This window comes from Kocuria sp. HMSC066H03 (genome assembly GCF_001812045.1).
In the GTDB taxonomy this organism is placed as follows: Bacteria; Actinomycetota; Actinomycetes; order Actinomycetales; family Micrococcaceae; genus Kocuria; species Kocuria rhizophila.
The window spans coordinates 616,369-633,736 of record NZ_KV807506.1 but is presented as its reverse complement, the minus strand read 5'-3'; the positions used below and the strand labels follow the sequence as shown (position 1 = coordinate 633,736).

Genomic DNA, 17,368 nt, shown 5'->3' with positions numbered 1-17,368 from the left:
CGGGCCGTGCGGGCCCGGCCGCCGGTGGAACTGCAGTGGTGGGGTCGAGGTGCTACAGCGCTCCCGCGAACTCCGGTGCGTAGCCGTTGGCGACGGCGGCCTCGGTGTCCCGGACCACGCGATCCCGGATCTCGGGCGACAGCGGTCCCCGCGGGGGGCGGCACACCCCGCCGTGGCGGCCCACCACGTCCATGGACAGCTTGATCGCCTGGACGAACTCGGTCTTGCTGTCCCACCGCAGGAGGGAGTGGAGCCCGCGGTAGATCTCCCGCGCCCGGTCCAGGTCGTTCAGGTCCCCCGAGGTGGAGAGCTTGTAGAGCTCCACGGTGGAGGTGGGGATGGCGTTCGGGTAGCCGGCCACCCAGCCCACGGCCCCGGCAAGCCCCATCTCCAGGACGGTGTCGTCGGTGCCGATGAGCAGGTCCATCCCGGGGGCGAGCTCCTTGATCTCGTAGGCACGGCGTACGTCGCCGCTGAACTCCTTGACACCGACCATGAGTCCTTCTTCGTGGAGGCGGGCGATCAGGCGGGGGGTGAGATCGACCTTGGTGTCGATGGGGTTGTTGTAGCCCACGATCGGCAGTCCGGCCTTCGCGGCCATCCGGTAGTGCTCCACGACGTCGTCGTCCGTGGCCCGGTAGGAGTTGGGGGGCAGGAGCATGAGGGCCGACGCGCCGGCCTCCGCGGCTTGCTCCGCCCAGCGCTGGGTCTCCATCCCGCCGTAGGCGCCGGCGCCCGGCATCACGGTGAATCCTTCGGGGGCCGCTTCCACGGCCGTCCGGACCACCTGGGCGCGCTCCTGCTCGGTGAGGGTCTGGTACTCCCCGAGCGAGCCGTTGGGCGCCACGCCGTCACAGCCGTGCTCCGCGAGGAAGTGGACGTGCTCGGCGTAGGCGTCGAAGTCGACCGAGAGGTCGTCCTTGAAGGGCAGGGCGGTGGCGACGATCACGCCGTGCCAGGGCTTGCGGGTCTCATTCATGACGGTGTCCTCTTTCAGGGTTGGAGCTGCGGGTGTGAGATGTGCGCCACGGTTAGAACGGTATGTGACATTGCACAAGGGGTCAAAGGGATTTGGGTGCTTCCGTGCGGTCCCCCACGTCGGTGCTCTGCGGGGCGTCCCCGTCCGGTTCGGCGTCGATCCTGGGGAGGAGGCACGTGCGCTGCGACGTCCAGTAGTCGGCGCCGGTGATCCCCAGGCGGGTCGGGTCGAAGTCCGGGTCCAGGCCCTGCCTGCGCTGGGCGTCATAGTCCTTGACGACCTTCCGCACCACCGGGGCAAGCAGCAGGATGCAGATCATGTTCAGCCAGCCCAGGGTGCCGTAGCCGATGTCGCCGATGGCCCAGATGGTGCTCGCGGACTCCACCGACCCGTAGAAGATGATCGCCAGCATTCCCAGCTTGAGGACCCAGGTCAGGGGGCCCCTGTTCTTGCCCGTGAGGTAGGTGAGGTTGGTGTTCGCGATGTAGAAGAACGCGATCAGCGTGGTGAAGGCGAAGAAGAACAGGGCCACGGCCACGAATCCCGGACCGATGCCGGACGAGAGGGAGTTCAGTGCGTTCTGCGTGTAGGCAGGGCCGGCCTCGAGGTCCGGGACGTTGGTCACCAGGGGCGTTCCGTCCGGAGCCACCACGTTGTAGGAACCGGTCATGAGGATCATGATCCCCGTGGCGTGGCAGACGACCACCGTGTCGATGAAGATCGAGAAGGCCTGCACCAGCCCCTGCTTCGCGGGGTGGCTGACCGCCGCCGCGGCCGAGCCGAAGGTGCCCTCGCCCACGCCGGCCACGTTGGAGAACACGGCACGGCGCACACCCCACGCCACGGCTGCTCCGGCAATGCCGCCGAAGACCTGGTGGGTGCCGAAGGCACTAGTCATCACCAGGGAGATGGTGGGGGCGATCAGGTCGGCGTTGAAGGCGATGATCGCCAGGGCTGCCAGGATGTAGCCGATCGCCATGACGGGAACCATGGCCTCCGCAGCGCGGACGATGCGCTTGGTGCCGCCCAGGATGACGAAGGCGAACAGGGCGGTCACACCCACTGCGGAGATCCAGGTGGGCACCTGGAACGCACCCTCGATGCTCGTGGCGATGTTGTTCGACTGCACTCCCGGGAAGACGAAGCCGTAGCCCACGAGAGTGATCACGGCGATGACTGCCGCGAGCCACTTCAGCCGCAGGCCGTGCTCCACGTAGAAGGGGATGCCGCCGCGGTGCTCACCGTCCACCTTGCGTTTGTAGACCTGGGCCAGGGTGGACTCGGCGAACGCGCTGGCCGAGCCCAGCAGTGCGCAGACCACCATCCAGAAGAGGGCTCCGGGTCCGCCGGCCGCGATGGCCGTTCCGACGCCGGCGATGTTGCCCACTCCCACGCGGCTGGCGAGGGTGAGGAGCAGTGCCTGCATGGGGGCGATGCCGCCCTTCTCCTCGCCCTTCTGCACCATGGCGCGGAACATGTCCGGGATGCGGCGGAACTGCACTCCCGCGGTCAGCACCGTGAAGAAGAGCCCCACAGCCAGGGCGAAGTACGCCATGGGGTTCCAGATGAAGTCGTTGATGGTGGTCAGCACTTCCATGAAGTACTCCTTTGCCCGCGGCCCCGAGCGGTTCGGTGGCTGCGACGGTCCGGTCGTCGAGATCGACGGTGATACACATCACTGTAGAGATAGGAATATGACATGTCCAGTGTGACATTGCACAGTTTCGGAAGGATAGCCCGTGGACATGGTCAACCACCACGCATCGCGGCACGGCGCCTGATCTCATCCGGGCCGTGAAGTGCGAGCCCCCGTCAGCCCAGCGCCTCCCGCAGCGCGGCCTCCCGCACCTGGTCCCCGAGCCACGGGCTGAACGCGTAGGGCGCGGACTCCACCGCCGCGATCAGGTCCTGCGGTGCGGTCCAGGCGTACTCGGCCACCTCCGACTCCGCGGGCTGCGGGTCGGCGTCCGTGACGGCCACGAACACGGGGCAGAACTCGTTTTCCACCACGCCGGTGGCGTCCGTGGCGCGGTACTGGAACTCGGGGACCACCACGGTGAGGTTGCGGATCTCCAGTCCCAGCTCCTGGCGGGCGCGGCGGGCGATCGCGTCCTCGAAGGACTCGTCCGGCCCCGGGTGCCCGCAGAAGCTGTTGGACCACACGCCGGGCCACGTGCGCTTGCTCAGCGCCCGGCGGGTCACGAGCACCCGGCCGTCCGGGTTGAGCACGTGGCACGAGAACGCCAGGTGCAGCGGGGTGGCCTCGGTGTGGACCTCGGACTTGAGTGCGGTCCCGGTCGGCTGGTGCTGCTCGTCCAGGAGCACGACGCGCTCCGGGGTGCTGTTCTCGCTCACGGTCCCGCCTCACGGTGGTGTGTTAGGTTCCTGGCCATGGTATCGGCCGGGGCGGACACGCAGTGAGGCGCCGCGTGGCCCCTCCGCTGCCCACCGTTCGCGGGGTGGGCCCCACCCGGGTGCGGATGCCCGGCCCGGGCGCCCCGGACCCCGTCCTGGACTCCCTCCCCGGTCTGCCCGCCACCGCGGTGGCCTACGTCCGGGCCCGTTTTCCCGACGACGCCGCGTGGTTCGCCGAGCAGGTGGCGGCCGGTCGCGTGGTCGGGGACGGCGGCGTCGTCGTGACCCCGGAAACGCCCTACGAACCCGGGGTGTCCGTGTGGTTCCACCGCCCCGTGCCGGACGAGGACGCCCCGCCCGTGATGCTGGACGTGCTCCACGAGGACGAGTGGATCGTGGCCGTGGACAAGCCCCACGGGCTGTGCAGCACACCCAAGGGCGAAAACGTGCGCCGCTCGGTGGTGGTGGCCGCGCGCTGCCAGTTCCGCAACGACGAGATCTCCGCGCTGCACCGCCTGGACCGCTCCACCGGCGGGGTGCTGCTGCTGTGCAAGCGGGCCGAGGACCGGGGCGCGTTCCACCGGATGTTCCAGGCGCGCACGGTGCGCAAGACGTACTGGGCCGTGGCGGGGGTGAACGAGCGCGTGGGGGAGCAGACCGTGCGCGTGGAGTCCCGGATCCGCAAGATCCAGGGCGTGGTGCAGGCGTTCGAGGAGCCCGGGGAGGTCAATGCGGTCACGGACGTCCGCCGCGTGGAGACCTTCACGGACGCGGACGGCGCGTGGGGGCTGTACGAGATCGCCCCGCTGACCGGGCGCACCCACCAGATCCGGGTGCACATGACCTCGCTCGGGCTGCCGCTGCGCGGAGACAGGCTCTACCCCGAGCCGCGCGAGGACTTCGACGTGGAGGACCCGGACAACCCCCTGCAGCTGATCGCCCGCTCCGTCGAGTTCGTCCATCCCCGCACTGGACATGACGTGCGGATCGACTCGCGCCTGACACCGAGCAGCCACGCGGCAGCCACCGGAGCCGTCACGTAACGATTGCGTAACATGTGACGGGTCGCACCCGAGCATGCCCCGCCGGGGTACCGTGGCCCGCGGGTCTTCCCTCCGTTTCCGGGCCCACGCCGGACATGCCGCTCACGGGGCATGAGCGGCACCAGTCGGCGCCTGCCGACGCGAGCTGTCCCCGCAGCGTGCACCGCCCCGCCGCACCCCGCGGCGGGATCCCTGCGCGCCCGAAGACGAAACGACGCCACATGCCTCCTCGCCACCTCGCTGTCCGCACCGGGCAGAGCTCCTTCCAACGTGCCGTCACGGCGCTCACGGCATCCACCGCGGCGGCCGCCGTGGTCCTCGCCGGCGGGCTGTTCACCGCGCCCGCGGCCAACGCCTCCTCCTCGGACATCGTCTCCGTGTCCTCCGGCACCCGGAACGCGGACGCCCAGAAGATGCTCGGGCAGATCAACAGCCACCGGGCCGCCCGCGGTCTCAAGCCCGTGAAGTACTCGCCGTCCCTCTCCGGGATCGCCCAGGGCCAGTCCAACCGGCTGGTGAACCAGGAAGTCATCAGCCACACCAACACGTTCCTCACCGACTCCCGGGCCGCCGGCTACGACGCCGCGGGGGAGATCCACGCGCTGTCCTGGCAGAACAACGTCACGGAGCTCACCACCTGGTGGAAGGGCTCGCCCGCGCACAACAAGGTGCTCACGGATCCTCGCATGGAGGTGGTGGGCATCGGGCTCACCTACGTGGACGGCAGCCTGGGTCGGACGGGGCAGGGCTGGCGGCTGGTCGGCACCGTGACCTCGTACGGCTACCCCGCCGGCCGGGCACCCGCCGACACCCGCACCAGCGTGACGGGTGGCCCGGTGGCGCCGCAGTCCAAGCCGTCCACGGGCGCGGCCGCCGCCAACTACCCCGTCACGGGCGGCATCCGCGCCCGGTACAACGCCCTGGGCGGTGCGGCTGTGATCGGCACCCCGGTGACGCCCGAGCGCGGCGGACTTCCCGGCGGGGGCGTGTACCAGAGCTTCCGCGCCCCCAACGGCGCACAGTGGAAGATCCTGTGGTCCCCCCGCAGCGGCGCGCACGCCGTGAAGGAGACGGGCGCGATCGGCAAGACCTGGAAGGCCCGCGGCTACGAGCGCGGCCTGGGCTATCCCGTCACGGACGAGTACCGCTCCGGCTCCGAGGTGCGCCAGCGCTTCTCCAACGGCTACACCGTGCACTGGTCCCGCACCACCGGCCGCACCTGGATCGCGCGCTGACCCGTCTCTCCACGACGACGCCGCCCCGCGGACTCCCTGCCTCGGCACGGGTCCGCGGGGCGGCGGTGTGTCAGGTCGCGGCCTGGCAGCGGGGGCACCACGCGATGGTGCGCAGGTGCTGCACCGCGGTGCGTGAGGGGGTGGGGTCCACGGTGAGCAGGGCGTCGTCGATCTCCCCGCGCTTGAGCTGCGTCCCGCAGCGGCGGCACGGCTGACCGTCCTTGCCGTACGCCCAGAACAGGGGGCGGCCCTGCGGCGCCTGGCCCACGGTGGAGCGCATGGAGCGGTCCTTGTTCAGGTGCAGCAGCTTGTGGGCGAGCGTGACGATCTCGCGCAGCTTGCCCTCCGGCAGGGAGTCCACGCGGGCCCACGGGTTGGTGCGCGTCATGAACAGGGTCTCCACGCGGTACACGTTGCCGATCCCCGCGAGGTTGCGCTGGTCCATCAGGGCGGTGCCGATCGCGCGGTCCGGCTGGGCGCTCAACCGTTCCAGCGCCTTCTCCAGATCCCAGTCCGGGCCGAGGATGTCCGGGCCCAGGTAGCCCACGAGCTCCGGCTCCTCCAGCCGGGTGGGCACCAGGCGCACGTCCTTGACGTCGAAGCCCACGGCCTCCACGTCCTTGGTGCGCAGGATCGCGCGGATGGTGTGCGAGCCCTGCCCGATGGCCACGTCCGCGCTGATGCGGGTGCGCGCCTCGGCGGCGGAACGTACGCTGCCGCCTCGGCGGGCCTGTCCGCGCGGGCGGTAGGGGCTCGCCCCGGGTCGGCTCCGTCGCCGGCCGGGGCGCGCGGCGGCGTCGTCCTGCTGCCGGTCGAAGACCCGCCAGGTGCCGTCCATCATGAGGTGCGAGTGCAGGGTGAGGGGCTCGGCGCCGGACTTCAGATCCGCCGCGTCCGGGGCGGCCGAGAGCCGGATGAGGATGTGCTTTCCGCGCGGCACCACCGCCACCACGGTGCGCCCGGCGACGTCCGAGGTGGCGAGGGCGGGCACCCGGAAGTCCGAGCTCTCGATCACGGCACCCTCCAGTGCCTCGCGCAGCATCTTGCACTGGCGGTAGACGGAATCACCTTCGGGCACGGGGCCTCCTCGGTTCGCGGTGGGGTGTTCAGCGTATGCCGTGACTGCTCGCGAGTGGCCGAATGGCCATTGTGGACGGTGGCGAACCGTGATGTCGTGGATGGTTCACCCCCACGTGAGGAGAGTCGAATGTCTACTCGGAAGAGCACTGCACTGGGGCGGGAGAAGACCCGCGCGCTGGCCGTGGGCCTGGGGCTCGTGGCGCTCGCCGGTCTCGTGGTCGCATACTTCGCGGCCACGGACAGCACGTTCTACCTGCGGGTGATCGGTTTCCTGGTCTTCGCAGTGGCGGGTCTTGGCTCAAGCGTGACCTTCATCCGCAGTCGCAAAGCACCCGCCGTCGGCCACGATAACGGCGCATGAGGACTGCTGAGACCGCGCGAAATCCCGAGAGCTGGTCCCCGCCTCCCCTGTGGGCGGCCGGTGTCCGGGCACCTGATGATGGGTGCCCTCAAGGTTCCGGTGATCCTCCTCCTGGGTGGTCTGCGGGGCGGTGTGGCGCTGGGCGCCGCGTACGCCGTGGCCACGGCGGGCGAGGTGATCCTGTCGAAGTCCTGGCTGCCCGGTGACACCCAGGCCGAGTTCGATGAGAAATGGCGTCGGACCAAGCAAATGACGCACGAGACGTTCGACGACGACGTGCAAGACCTCAAACGGCAGGCCGGTCAGAAGGCCCGGGACAGCTACTACAAGCGCAAGGGAAACGAGTGACGCAGGAGCAAGCGGGGTCCATGGTCCACACGTAGGCCTACCTCCGCCTGTGCATGTACGGTCCCGCCTATGGTGACGAGATGATCGACATTGAAGCGCTGAGGCAGTCAGCCCGGCGGCGAGCAGCCGCGCGGCCACGGTCACTATTTGACGGCATGATCCGCGATGAGCACGTGGGCGGCATCGCGACGCGGTCCTACACCCCGCACGAGAAGATGACCGATGCCATCGTCTACTTCTCACACGGTGGATACGGGGTGTTCGGTGATCTCGACCTCCAGGACGCCTACTGTCGTCGTCTCGCAACAGTCTTGCGCCGCCGAGTCGTTGCCGTGGACTACCGCCTCGCGCCCGAGAACTCGTTCTTCGATGCAGTCGACGATCTCGAGAGCTGCATTCGGGGCCAGGCAGGGACCACGGGCGTCATTCTCGGTGGAGATTCGGCCGGGGGTGCCGTGAGCGTCGCTGCAGGGGATCGGATCGGAGCCACGGTTCGGGCTTTGATACTCACCAACCCGAATCTTGACCTCACTCTGCAGTCCTTCGACCGTCAGGCTCCCCAGGGCCCGGACTGGGAACTGTTGCACCGGGCTTTCACCCTCTGGTCACGGCCGCTGCCGCTGCAGGAAGCCCCGGAGTTCCACCGACCGGAGAAATCGCCGCCACCCATTTTTCTTGCTGTCGGAAGCGAGGACTCTCTGGTTCCAGAGGCGCGTCTACTGGCAACTATCTGCGCGAGCCGCGGATGGGACTGCGAACTGAATATCGTGAACGGGCGCGGTCACGGTTTCATGAGTGACCCTGACAGCGCGGACCTCGTGATCAGGCGGGCTGACGCTTTCATCCGCAGGCATCTTGCCGTGTCCTGATCACGCACTCCCGCACAGAACAGGGCGAACCTCCACCGAGGTTGCCGCGCCTCCGCAAGGTGCCCCGTGGAAACAGCCCCGGGCCGTCACCCTCTGCCCCCACCCACCGGCGCCCGCATCCGCACACCCTTCGGGGTCTGGTAGAAACCGCCCGCGAGCAGCCCGTCCCGGACCGCGGTGACCAGCTCCTCCGAGGAGAGCACCGAGTCCCCGTTGACCTTCTCCACCACGAGCGAGTCCACGGCTTTGCGCTGCACCAGGCCGGCCACCGCCTCCGCCGCGAGGTGCAGCAGCGCGTGGTCCGAGACGAACGCCAGCGCCGTCTTCCCACCGCGCTCCAGGTACAGGGTCAGCGCGCCGTCCACGAGTACCACCACGGCACCGGCCTTGCGCCCCGGCCGGTGCTTCGTGCTGGACTCCAGCACTACCGCCTCCGGCCAGTCCAGCGCCGCGCCGTACGGGTTCGCGGGGTCCGTGGCCGCAAGGGCGAGGACCTGGGGCTCGGCCTTGCGGGCGGCGTCGTCGTCCGTGAAGCTGCGCAGCACGTCAACCGTTGCCGGTTGCGTGAACTGGGCGGCCCCGAGGCCCTCGATGAAGTAGCCGCGCCGCGCCCGCCCCGCGTCCTCCAGAGCGCGCAGCACCTTGTAGACGGTTGAGAAACCGCCCGGCACGTCCTCCACCGCCACGGGCCCGCGCGTGAGGATCCCGTAGCGGTCCAGCAGCAGCTCCGCCTGGGCCTGCGCGCGCACGGTGGGGTTCAGCGGCTCGGGGCGCAGCACGGACCACCGGCCCGCCGTCGTGCGCTCCTCGCCACCCCCGGAGGCGCGCACCACGCGCGTGCCGGACGGAGCGGCGTCGTCGGAGGAACCCGCGGGGTCGAAGCCGGCCGGACCGCGCCCCACGGCGCGCAGCCGCGCCGCACCCCGGCGCCCCGCGGAGCGGGAACGCCCCGGCCGCTTGGGCGTCTTGTGCGCGGAGTGCCCCCCGGAGATCAGCGCGCGAACCGGGGCGTACGTGTCGTTGGTGATCAGCCCCGCCCACAGCAGGTTCCACAGGGCGGTGCGCAGCTGGGCCATGTCCACGCTCACGCCCGCGGCCGCGAGGGGCTGGATCAGCTGCCACGCGAAGTACGCGCCGCCGCCCTGCAGGACCGTGAGCAGCTCCCGTTCCAGCGCTGAGTCCAGGGCGGCCACGGCGGCGTCCAGCTGGGCGACGGGCGGCAGCGAGAGCTCCGCGGACTCTGCCAGGTGGAACGCCACCCAGCCGTCCTCACCGCCCAGGGACCCGGCGCCGGAGAAGATGACCTCACCCGTGGCCATGAGCTCGTCCAGCATGGCGGGCCGGTAGTCCACCACGCGCTGCGAGAGAACGAGCGGCTCCCACGCGGACGCCGGGATCGGCACCCCCGCGAGCTGGTCGATCACGGTCAGCACCCCGTCCAGCCCCCGCAGCTGGTGCCCCTTCACCGCGTGCTGCCACGCGGGCAGGAACGTGGCGTAGGCCTGCGGGTCCACCGGCTCCACGTCCGCGCGCAGGGCCGCCAGCGAACGACGCCGCAGGGTCCGCAGCACCTCGATGTCGCACCACTCCGAGTCCGACGCCGCCGGGTCACCGCTCGGCCGGAACGCACCCTCGCTCACGCGCCGCTGCTTGGCGAGGGACCGCAGCGCGGACTCCACCACGGCGGGTCCGAGGCTCAGGGCCTGCGCCGCCTCGGCCACGCTGAACGGCCCGTGCGTGCGGGCGTACCGGGAGACGAGGTCCCCCACGGGATCCGCCACCGGTTCCAGGAACGCGAGCGGCACCCCCATGGGCAGGGGCTGACCGAGGGCGTCCCGCATCCGGGCGGCATCCTCCACCGCGCAGTACACCTCGCGCCCGCCCACGCGCAGCACGATCGCGCGGTTGGTGTCCACGAGGGTTTCCAGCAGCTCGCGCGCGGCCTCCGGGGAGATCGCCCGGTACGCGGGGTCCTCGGCCCGCTCCGGGTCCTCCTCGCTGTCAGGACCGCCCGACGCCGCGTCTTCCGCGGCCGCCGACCCCGCCGGAACGGAACCGTCCCCGCGAAGGCGCAGGGCGGCGTCGTCGGCGGTCATGGGTCCGAGCAGGCGCAGCAGGTCCGCCGCGCCCTCCACCCCGCGCAGGCGGCGGTCCGGGGCCAGGCGCTGCAGCTGCAGGACGGTGGTCTCGATGACCTCGGGGTCCAGCAGCTCGCGCAGCTCGGCACGGCCCAGCAGCTCGTTGAGCAGGGCGGGGTCCAGGGACAGAGCGGCGGCCTTGCGCTCGGCCAGCGGGGAGTCGCCCTCGTATAGGAACTGCGCCACGTACCCGAACAGCAGGGTGCGAGCGAAGGGCGAGGGGGAGTCCGTGGTGGTCTCCACCACCCGCAGCTTCCGCCCGGCCAGGTCCCGCTGCAGCTGGAGCAGGGCGGGGACGTCGTACACGTCCTGGAGGCACTCGCGCACCGTCTCCAGAATGATGGGGAACTGCGGGTACTTCCGGGCCACGTCCAGCAGCTGGGCCGAACGCTGGCGCTGCTGCCACAGGGGCGTGCGCTTGCCGGGATCGGCGCGCGGCAGCAGCAGGGCGCGCGCGGCGTTCTCCCGGAACCGGGACGCGAACAGCGCGGAACCGCCCACCTCCTCGGTGACGATCTGCTCCAGCTCCTCCGGCTCGAAGAGGAACAGCTCCGCCCCGGGTGGCTCCTCGTCCGTGGCGGGCACGCGCAGCACGATGCCGTCGTCCGCGGCCTGGGCGCTAGCATCCAGCCCCCAGCGCTCGTCCAGCCGCGCGCGGACGGCCAACGCCCACGGACCGTGCACGGGCGTGCCGAACGGGCTGTGCAGCACCACGCGCCAGTCCCCGAGCTCGTCCCGGAAGCGCTCGACCATGAGCGTGCGGTCGTCCGGCACGTGCTCCGTGGCCTCGCGCTGCTCCGCGAGGTACGCCAGCAGGTTGTCCTGGGCCCACTCGTCCAGCCCGGACACCGCCAGGCGCTCGCGGGCCTCGGCGTTCGCGGCACCGGCCAGCTCGCGGGTGAAGCGCCCGACGGCGCGCCCCAGCTCCACGGGCCGCCCCAGCCCGTCCCCGTGCCAGAACGGCAGCTTGCCCGGAACACCCGGCGCCGGGGCCACGACCACGCGGTTGTGGGTGATCTCCTCGATCCGCCAGCTGGAGGCGCCCAGCGCGATGATGTCCCCCACGCGGGACTCGTAGACCATCTCCTCGTCCAGCTCGCCCACGCGCTTGGGGGACTTGGAGTCCTGCTCGCCCACCAGGAACACGGGGAACAGACCGCGGTCCGGGATGGTGCCGCCGCTCGTGGTCGCCAGGCGCAGCGCACCGGGGCGGGCCTGCAGCGTTCCCGTCTCGCGGTCCCACACCAGGCGCGGGCGCAGCTGCGCGAACTCGTCCGAGGGGTACCGCCCGGCAAGCAGGTCCAGCACGGCGTCGTACGCGGAGCGCGGGAGGGAGCGGAACGGGGCGCTGCGGCGCACGGTGTCGTACCAGGCCTCCACGTCCACGTCCTCCGCGGCCACCGCGGAGACCGTCTGCTGGGCCAGGATGTCCAGGGGATTGGCGGGCACCGAGAGCGGCTCCAGGTTCCCGGCGAGCATCTGCTCCGCGATCACCGCGGCGTCCCGCACGTCCCCGCGGTGCTTGGGGTAGATCCGCCCGATCGACACCTCACCCACCTGGTGCCCGGCACGCCCCACGCGCTGCAGGCCGGAGGCCGCCGAGGGCGGGGACTCGATCTGGACCACCAGGTCCACGTGGCCCATGTCGATGCCCAGCTCCAGGGACGAGGTGGCCACCACGCACCGCAGCCGCCCGGTCTTGAGGTCCTCCTCGATCAGGCTGCGCTGGTCCTTGGACACCGAGCCGTGGTGGGCGCGCGCCAGCACGGGGGAGGCACCCTCGTGCCGGTTGCTCTGCCGGGGGATCGCGGCGGGCTCCCGGTCGTCTGTCGCAGGGCGGGCGACGCCGCCCGGGCCGTCGGGCGCGCCAGTCCCGTCCCCGGGGGCGCCGAACGGCGCTGCGTGGCCGGGCGCTCGCTCGGGGCGGCTAGGACCGTCGGAGGCCGCACCGGGGGTGCCCGGCGTGTCGTCCCCCTCGACCGCGAAACCGTCGGGACCTTCGGGCCCGGCGCCCTCCTCCCCGGCCGCGCGCCGCGCGCTCTCCGCGAAGAGGTGGTTCAGCGCGTCCCCCACGGCCACGGGATCCCCGGAGCGCTCGCCGACCGGGGACTGCTCCGCGGCGTTCTCCATGCGGAACTCGTGGATCTCGTTGAGCCGCGCGGTGAGCTTCTCCGCGAGCCCGCGGGAGTTCGCGAACACGATCGTGGAGCGGTGGGCCTCCACGAGGTCCACGATCCGCTCCTCCACGTGCGGCCAGATGGACGCGGTGGCCTGCCCGGAACCGCCCAGGTCACCGTCCAGGTTCGGGGAGCCGTCCGATGACGGCGACGCCGCCGCACCGCCCAGCACCGTCATGTCCGGGATGGGAACGGAGACGGTGAGGTCCCAGTCCTTCTCGGACGGGGGCCGCACCACGTCCACGGGCTGCGAACCGCCCAGGAAACCGGCCACGGTGTCCACGGGCTCCACGGTGGCGGAGAGTCCGATCCGTTGGGCCGGCTCCTCCAGCAGGTCGTCCAAACGCTCCAGGCTCACCGCCAGGTGCGCGCCGCGTTTGGTGCCGGCCACCGCGTGCACCTCGTCGATGATCACGGTGTTCACGTGGCGCAGGGTCTCCCGCGCCTTGGAGGTGAGCATGAGGTACAGGGACTCGGGCGTGGTGATGAGGATGTCCGGCGGGTGGGCCAGCAGGGAGCGGCGGATCGCCTGGGGGGTGTCGCCCGAGCGGACCCCCACGGAAATCTCCGGGGGCTCACCCCCGGCGGCCTTCGCGGCCTGCGTGATGCCGATCAGCGGCGCCCGCAGGTTGCGCTCCACGTCCACGCCCAGGGCCTTGAGCGGGGAGATGTAGAGCACCGAGGTGCGGTCCTCGGCAGGGGCGGCCGCGGCGTCGTCGTCCCCGGAGGAGCCCGGGGCGGCGGTGCCGCCCCGCGAGCTCCCGTCAGGGGAACCCGCGGGGGACTTGGCCGCGAGCAGCCGGTCGATGGACCACAGGAACGCCGCGAGGGTCTTGCCGGAACCGGTGGGGGCCACCACGAGAGCGTGGTGGCCCGCCGAGATGGCCTCCCACGCGCCGCGCTGGGCCGCCGTGGGCCCGTGGAAGGCGGCGTCGAACCACTGCGCGGTCGCGGGGGAGAAGAGGTTCAGGACCGAGTCAGGATCCAAAGCCCTTGACCTGGAGCTGGGAGACCTTGGGGTTTCCGCAGGCCTGACCCGGGTAGGGGACCACGAGCGACTCGTGGCTGCCCGGCGGGTAGACACGCAGGCCGGTGACGTCGTGCGGGTTGCACACCTGCCCGATCACGCCGGGATTGGTGATGCTCACGCTGGTGCTCGTGGACGCCCCCGGCTGCAGGGTGACCGGCGCCGTGGGGGCCTCCGTGCGGGAGGCGGGGGCGCCCACGATGGCTCCGCCCGCGTCCACGAAGGACACCCCCGGGTAGCCGTTGAGGGTGCACGGCGCGGAGCCGTTGTTGGTCAGCGTGAGGGTCGTGATGGTGTGCCCGGCCGCACCGTTGGAGGGGGCCGCGGAGCCGCTGAGGTTCGACGCATTGCACACGGCACCCGCGGCCTGCTGGTCCGCCTTCTCCTTGTCGAAGGGGCTCGCGGTGGGCATGCCCACCTCCGGAGCCGACGCCATGCGGGTCTCCGTGGGCTGGGGCTTGGAGGCGTCCTCGGCCTGGGTGGTCTCGGTCGAGGCGGTGGGCGGTGCCGGCGTGGGCGTGGCCGATGCGGAACCGTTCGTCGCGCTCGGGGGCGTGGTTGGGCTCGGGGACGCGGACGGGCTCGCCGACGTGCTCGAGCCCGCAGAGCTCGTGTCGCCGGAGGACGGCTCATCGCCGGAGGAACCGCACGCGGACAGCGCCAGCAGGGCGGTCAGGGCAGTGGCGGCGAGCAGCGGACGGGAGTGCCTGTGGGTGCCCCGGGGGTCGGGCGATGAGGTCGTCATGGTGACAGTGTCCTACGTTTCGTCGGCAATGCGGCACACATCACCTCTGCGAGGTGCACCGCGTCGGCCTGCGTGCCCTGGGCGATCTGCGTGCGGCACGAGAAACCGTCCGCCAGCACGATCGCCCCGGGTTCCGCGGCCCGGATCGCGGGGAAGAGGTTGCGCTCGCCGAGTGTCCGCGAGATCTCGTAGTGCCCCGGCTCGAAGCCCCAGTTCCCGGCCAGCCCGCAGCACCCGCCGCCCACCACGGAGGTGTCCACGCCCAGCTTCTCCAGCACGGTGAGCTCTGGGGAGTAGTCCCCCATGGCCTTCTCGTGGCAGTGCACCTGGCACACCGCGCTGCTCGGACCCTGCCGGGTCTCCAGCGGCTCGAACGGCCAGTCCCCGCCGGCCTCCAGGTGGGCCGCCGCGAACTCGCCCAGGGTCCGGGTGAGGCCCTTCACCACGTGGGCCCGGGGGTCATCGGGCAGCAGCTCGGTGATCTCGTGCTGGAGCATCACCGTGCAGGACGGCTCCAGCCCGATCACCGGGTACCCGGCCTCCAGCAGCGGTGCCATCACGTCCAGGGTCTGCCGCAGCACCTTCCGGGTCATGTCCAGCTGACCCGTGGAGTGCCACGTGAGCCCGCAGCACACGTCCCCCATGGGCATCAGCACGCGGTAGCCCATGGCCTCCAGGACCTCCACGGCGGCCTTGCCGGGTCCGTCCGCGGAGTAGGTGGTGAACGTGTCCGGCCACAGCACCACGGACGGGCGCCCGGCGGGATCGGCCCCCGCCATCCCAGTCGCTTGGGCACTGCGGACCGACGACGCCGCACGGCCGCCTCCGCGCGGAGCCGCACCGGCGGCGTCGTTCCCGGCAACGTGGCCCGCGTGCTGGGAGCGCGCGCGGAACCACGCGGTGAACGGGGTGTCGTTGAAGCGGATCATGTCGCGGCGCGGTTCGATGCCGCCGAGCTTCTTGGTGAGTGCCTCTACGGCCGGGATGCGTTCCAGGACGTTGACCGCGCGCAGGGAGCCGGGCACGCGGGCCGCGATCCGCATGAGCCACGGCATCCACCCCATGGTGAGGTGCGCCATGGGCCGGCGGTCCCGGCCGATGAACGAGCGGAGGCCCTGCCGGAAGTGGTGGTGCAGGAACTCGGCCTTGTAGGTGGCCATGTCCACGTTCACGGGGCACTCGGTGGCGCACGCCTTGCAGGACAGGCACAGGTCCAGGGCCTCGTAGGTCTCCTTGGACTTCCAGCCGTCCGTGAGGTGCTCGCCGCGCAGCATCTCCGCGAGTGAGCGCATGCGGCCTCGCGTGGAGTGCACCTCGTCCCCGGTGGCGTGGAAGGAGGGGCACATGGCCCCGGAGTCCGAGCGGCACGCCCCCACCCCCACGCAGCGGTTCACGGCCTGGCCGAACGAGCCGTTGTCGTGGGAGAAGGCGTGCACCGGGGTGAGCTCGAACGTGCGCGCACCCGGTCCGGGGCGGATGCCACGGTCCAGCGGCTCCGGATCCACCAGCACGCCGGAGTTGAACACACCCTCGGGGTCGAAGATCCGCTTGAAGCGCCCGAACGCCGCCAGTGCCTCCGGCGTGTAGATCGTGCTCAGCAGCTCGGAGCGGGCGCGTCCGTCCCCGTGCTCGCCGGAGACCGAGCCGCCGTAGCGGTGCACCAGCTCGGCGGCCCGCTCGATGAACTCCCGGTACCGCGCCACCCCGTGCTCGGAGTTGAAGTCGAAGGAGATGCGGATGTGCACGCAGCCTTCGCCGAAGTGGCCGAACGGGATGCCGCGCAGATCCATCTCCTCCAGCAGGGCGTAGAGGTCCCGCAGGTACTCGCCCAGCCGGGCCGGAGGCACCGCGGAGTCCTCCCACCCGGGCCACGCCTCGCCGCCGTCCGGCAGGCGGGTCACGATGCCCGCTCCGGCCTCACGGATGTGCCACAGGGCCCGGGCCTGCGCAGGGTCGCCGACCACCACCGAGTCCACCACTGTCTCCTCGACCAGCGCGGGGAGTCTCCGGGCGGCGTCGTACGCCTGCTCGGGGGTGTCCCCGGCGACCTCGCAGTACAGCCAGCCGCCCCCGCGCGGGAGCTCGGAACCGGCCTGCTCCTGGCCGGGGCGGGTGCGCAGGGCGGCCAGCAGGTCCGAGCCCATGCCCTCGATGGTGGTGACGCCGGAGACCCGGAGCGCGGGTGCGGCGCTCGCGGCGTCGATCGCGTCCTGGAACCCGAGGACCGCCAGCGCGGTGTGCGCGGGCTTGGCCACGAGCTTGACCGTGAGCTCCGTGATGATCCCGCACGTGCCCTCGGTGCCCGCGAAGGCCTTGGCGGTGTCGAAGCCGTTCTCGCCCAGCAGGTAGTGCAGCCCGTAGCCGGAGACCTGGCGCGGGAACTGGCCCAGCTCGGTGCGCAGCATGGCCAGGTGGTCGTTGCGCAGCCGCTCCAGCTGCGAGGTCAGGGCGGGCTCGGAGGTGCCGCCCGCGTCCAGGGTGACCAGGCGGCCGTCGGCCAGCATGACCGTGACCGAGACCAGGTTCTCCGCACTCGTGCCCCACGCAACCGAGTGGGAGCCGCACGCGTTGTTGGCCACCATGCCGCCCACCGTGCAGCGCGAGTGGGTGGAGGGGTCCGGGCCGTAGGTGAGGCCGAACTCGGAGGCGGCCTCCCGCAGCTGGTCGCAGATGACCCCGGGCTCGATCCGCGCCGTGCAGGCCTGCGGGTCGATCTCCAGGATGCGGCGGAAGTGGCGGGAGGTGTCGATCACCAGGCCCTCGCCGATCGCGTTGCCCGCCACGGACGTGCCGCCGCCGCGGGGGACCACGGACCAGCCGTTCTCCCGCGCGGTGGCGAGCAGCTCGCGGATCTCCGCGACCGAGCTCGGCTCGGCCACCGCGGCGGGGAGCCTGCGGTAGATCGAGGCGTCCGAGACGTACGCCGCGCGCGTGGTCAGATCGTCCCGCAGGACCGTCATGCTGCTCTCTCTTCCTCCGCGCGTGGCCGTGCTCGTCTCAGCGGTGGGCGC

At 71.5% G+C, this 17,368-nt stretch carries 12 protein-coding genes; 5 read left to right on the top strand and 7 right to left on the bottom strand.

Annotation, left to right across the window (positions count from 1 at the left end; genetic code table 11):
• Positions 1–52: 52 nt before the first annotated feature.
• The 3 genes from HMPREF2833_RS06280 to idi all read right to left on the bottom strand — a co-directional run bounded on the left by HMPREF2833_RS06280 (position 53) and on the right by idi (position 3,334).
• Positions 53–979 carry a dihydrodipicolinate synthase family protein gene (locus HMPREF2833_RS06280; RefSeq protein ID WP_070636993.1) on the bottom strand — a complete coding sequence of 309 codons (927 nt, stop codon included), beginning with the start codon at positions 977–979 and terminating at the stop codon, positions 53–55.
• Positions 980–1,061: 82 nt separating this feature from the next.
• Positions 1,062–2,576: an alanine/glycine:cation symporter family protein gene (locus HMPREF2833_RS06275; RefSeq protein WP_083310943.1), complete on the bottom strand. Its 1,515-nt coding sequence runs from the start codon at positions 2,574–2,576 to the stop codon at positions 1,062–1,064.
• A 215-nt stretch (positions 2,577–2,791) separates the two neighbouring features.
• On the bottom strand, positions 2,792–3,334 hold the full coding sequence (gene idi, locus HMPREF2833_RS06270; RefSeq protein WP_070636992.1) for an isopentenyl-diphosphate Delta-isomerase: 543 nt from the start codon (positions 3,332–3,334) through the stop codon (positions 2,792–2,794).
• A 74-nt stretch (positions 3,335–3,408) separates the two neighbouring features.
• Here idi and HMPREF2833_RS06265 point away from each other — a divergent pair, with 74 nt between their 5' ends.
• Both HMPREF2833_RS06265 and HMPREF2833_RS06260 read left to right on the top strand, forming a co-directional pair.
• Complete coding sequence (locus tag HMPREF2833_RS06265) at positions 3,409–4,377, top strand: pseudouridine synthase (RefSeq protein ID WP_083310942.1); 969 nt, start codon at positions 3,409–3,411, stop codon at positions 4,375–4,377.
• Between the two features lie 221 nt (positions 4,378–4,598).
• Positions 4,599–5,612 carry a CAP domain-containing protein gene (locus HMPREF2833_RS06260; RefSeq protein ID WP_070636991.1) on the top strand — a complete coding sequence of 338 codons (1,014 nt, stop codon included), beginning with the start codon at positions 4,599–4,601 and terminating at the stop codon, positions 5,610–5,612.
• 70 nt (positions 5,613–5,682) lie between these two features.
• On the opposite strand, the gene HMPREF2833_RS06255 is transcribed toward HMPREF2833_RS06260, so the two are convergent.
• On the bottom strand, positions 5,683–6,690 hold the full coding sequence (locus tag HMPREF2833_RS06255) for a DNA-formamidopyrimidine glycosylase family protein (protein WP_039101651.1): 1,008 nt from the start codon (positions 6,688–6,690) through the stop codon (positions 5,683–5,685).
• A gap of 129 nt (positions 6,691–6,819) precedes the next feature.
• Between HMPREF2833_RS06255 and HMPREF2833_RS06250 the strand changes: the two genes are divergently transcribed.
• The 3 genes from HMPREF2833_RS06250 to HMPREF2833_RS06240 all read left to right on the top strand — a co-directional run bounded on the left by HMPREF2833_RS06250 (position 6,820) and on the right by HMPREF2833_RS06240 (position 8,270).
• Positions 6,820–7,053, top strand: a complete 234-nt coding sequence (locus tag HMPREF2833_RS06250; protein ID WP_039101652.1) for a hypothetical protein — start codon at positions 6,820–6,822, stop codon at positions 7,051–7,053.
• A gap of 60 nt (positions 7,054–7,113) precedes the next feature.
• Entirely contained in the window at positions 7,114–7,401 is a 288-nt protein-coding gene (locus HMPREF2833_RS06245; RefSeq protein WP_052239313.1) for a hypothetical protein, read from the top strand.
• Positions 7,402–7,481: 80 nt separating this feature from the next.
• On the top strand, positions 7,482–8,270 hold the full coding sequence (locus tag HMPREF2833_RS06240; RefSeq protein ID WP_160119472.1) for an alpha/beta hydrolase: 789 nt from the start codon (positions 7,482–7,484) through the stop codon (positions 8,268–8,270).
• Between the two features lie 86 nt (positions 8,271–8,356).
• On the opposite strand, the gene HMPREF2833_RS06235 is transcribed toward HMPREF2833_RS06240, so the two are convergent.
• Genes HMPREF2833_RS06235 through HMPREF2833_RS06225 form a run of 3 tightly spaced genes read right to left on the bottom strand, consistent with a single transcriptional unit; the run spans position 8,357 to position 17,317 of the window.
• Complete coding sequence (locus tag HMPREF2833_RS06235) at positions 8,357–13,573, bottom strand: Lhr family helicase (protein WP_070636990.1); 5,217 nt, start codon at positions 13,571–13,573, stop codon at positions 8,357–8,359.
• Positions 13,563–14,357, bottom strand: coding sequence for a DUF4232 domain-containing protein (locus HMPREF2833_RS06230; RefSeq protein ID WP_070636989.1), 795 nt, complete (start codon positions 14,355–14,357; stop codon positions 13,563–13,565). Before HMPREF2833_RS06230 ends, HMPREF2833_RS06235 begins: the two co-directional genes overlap by 11 nt.
• Positions 14,354–17,317 carry an FAD-binding and (Fe-S)-binding domain-containing protein gene (locus HMPREF2833_RS06225; protein ID WP_070636988.1) on the bottom strand — a complete coding sequence of 988 codons (2,964 nt, stop codon included), beginning with the start codon at positions 17,315–17,317 and terminating at the stop codon, positions 14,354–14,356. The genes HMPREF2833_RS06230 and HMPREF2833_RS06225 overlap by 4 nt, the downstream gene beginning before the upstream one ends.
• Between the last annotated feature and the right edge of the window lie 51 nt (positions 17,318–17,368).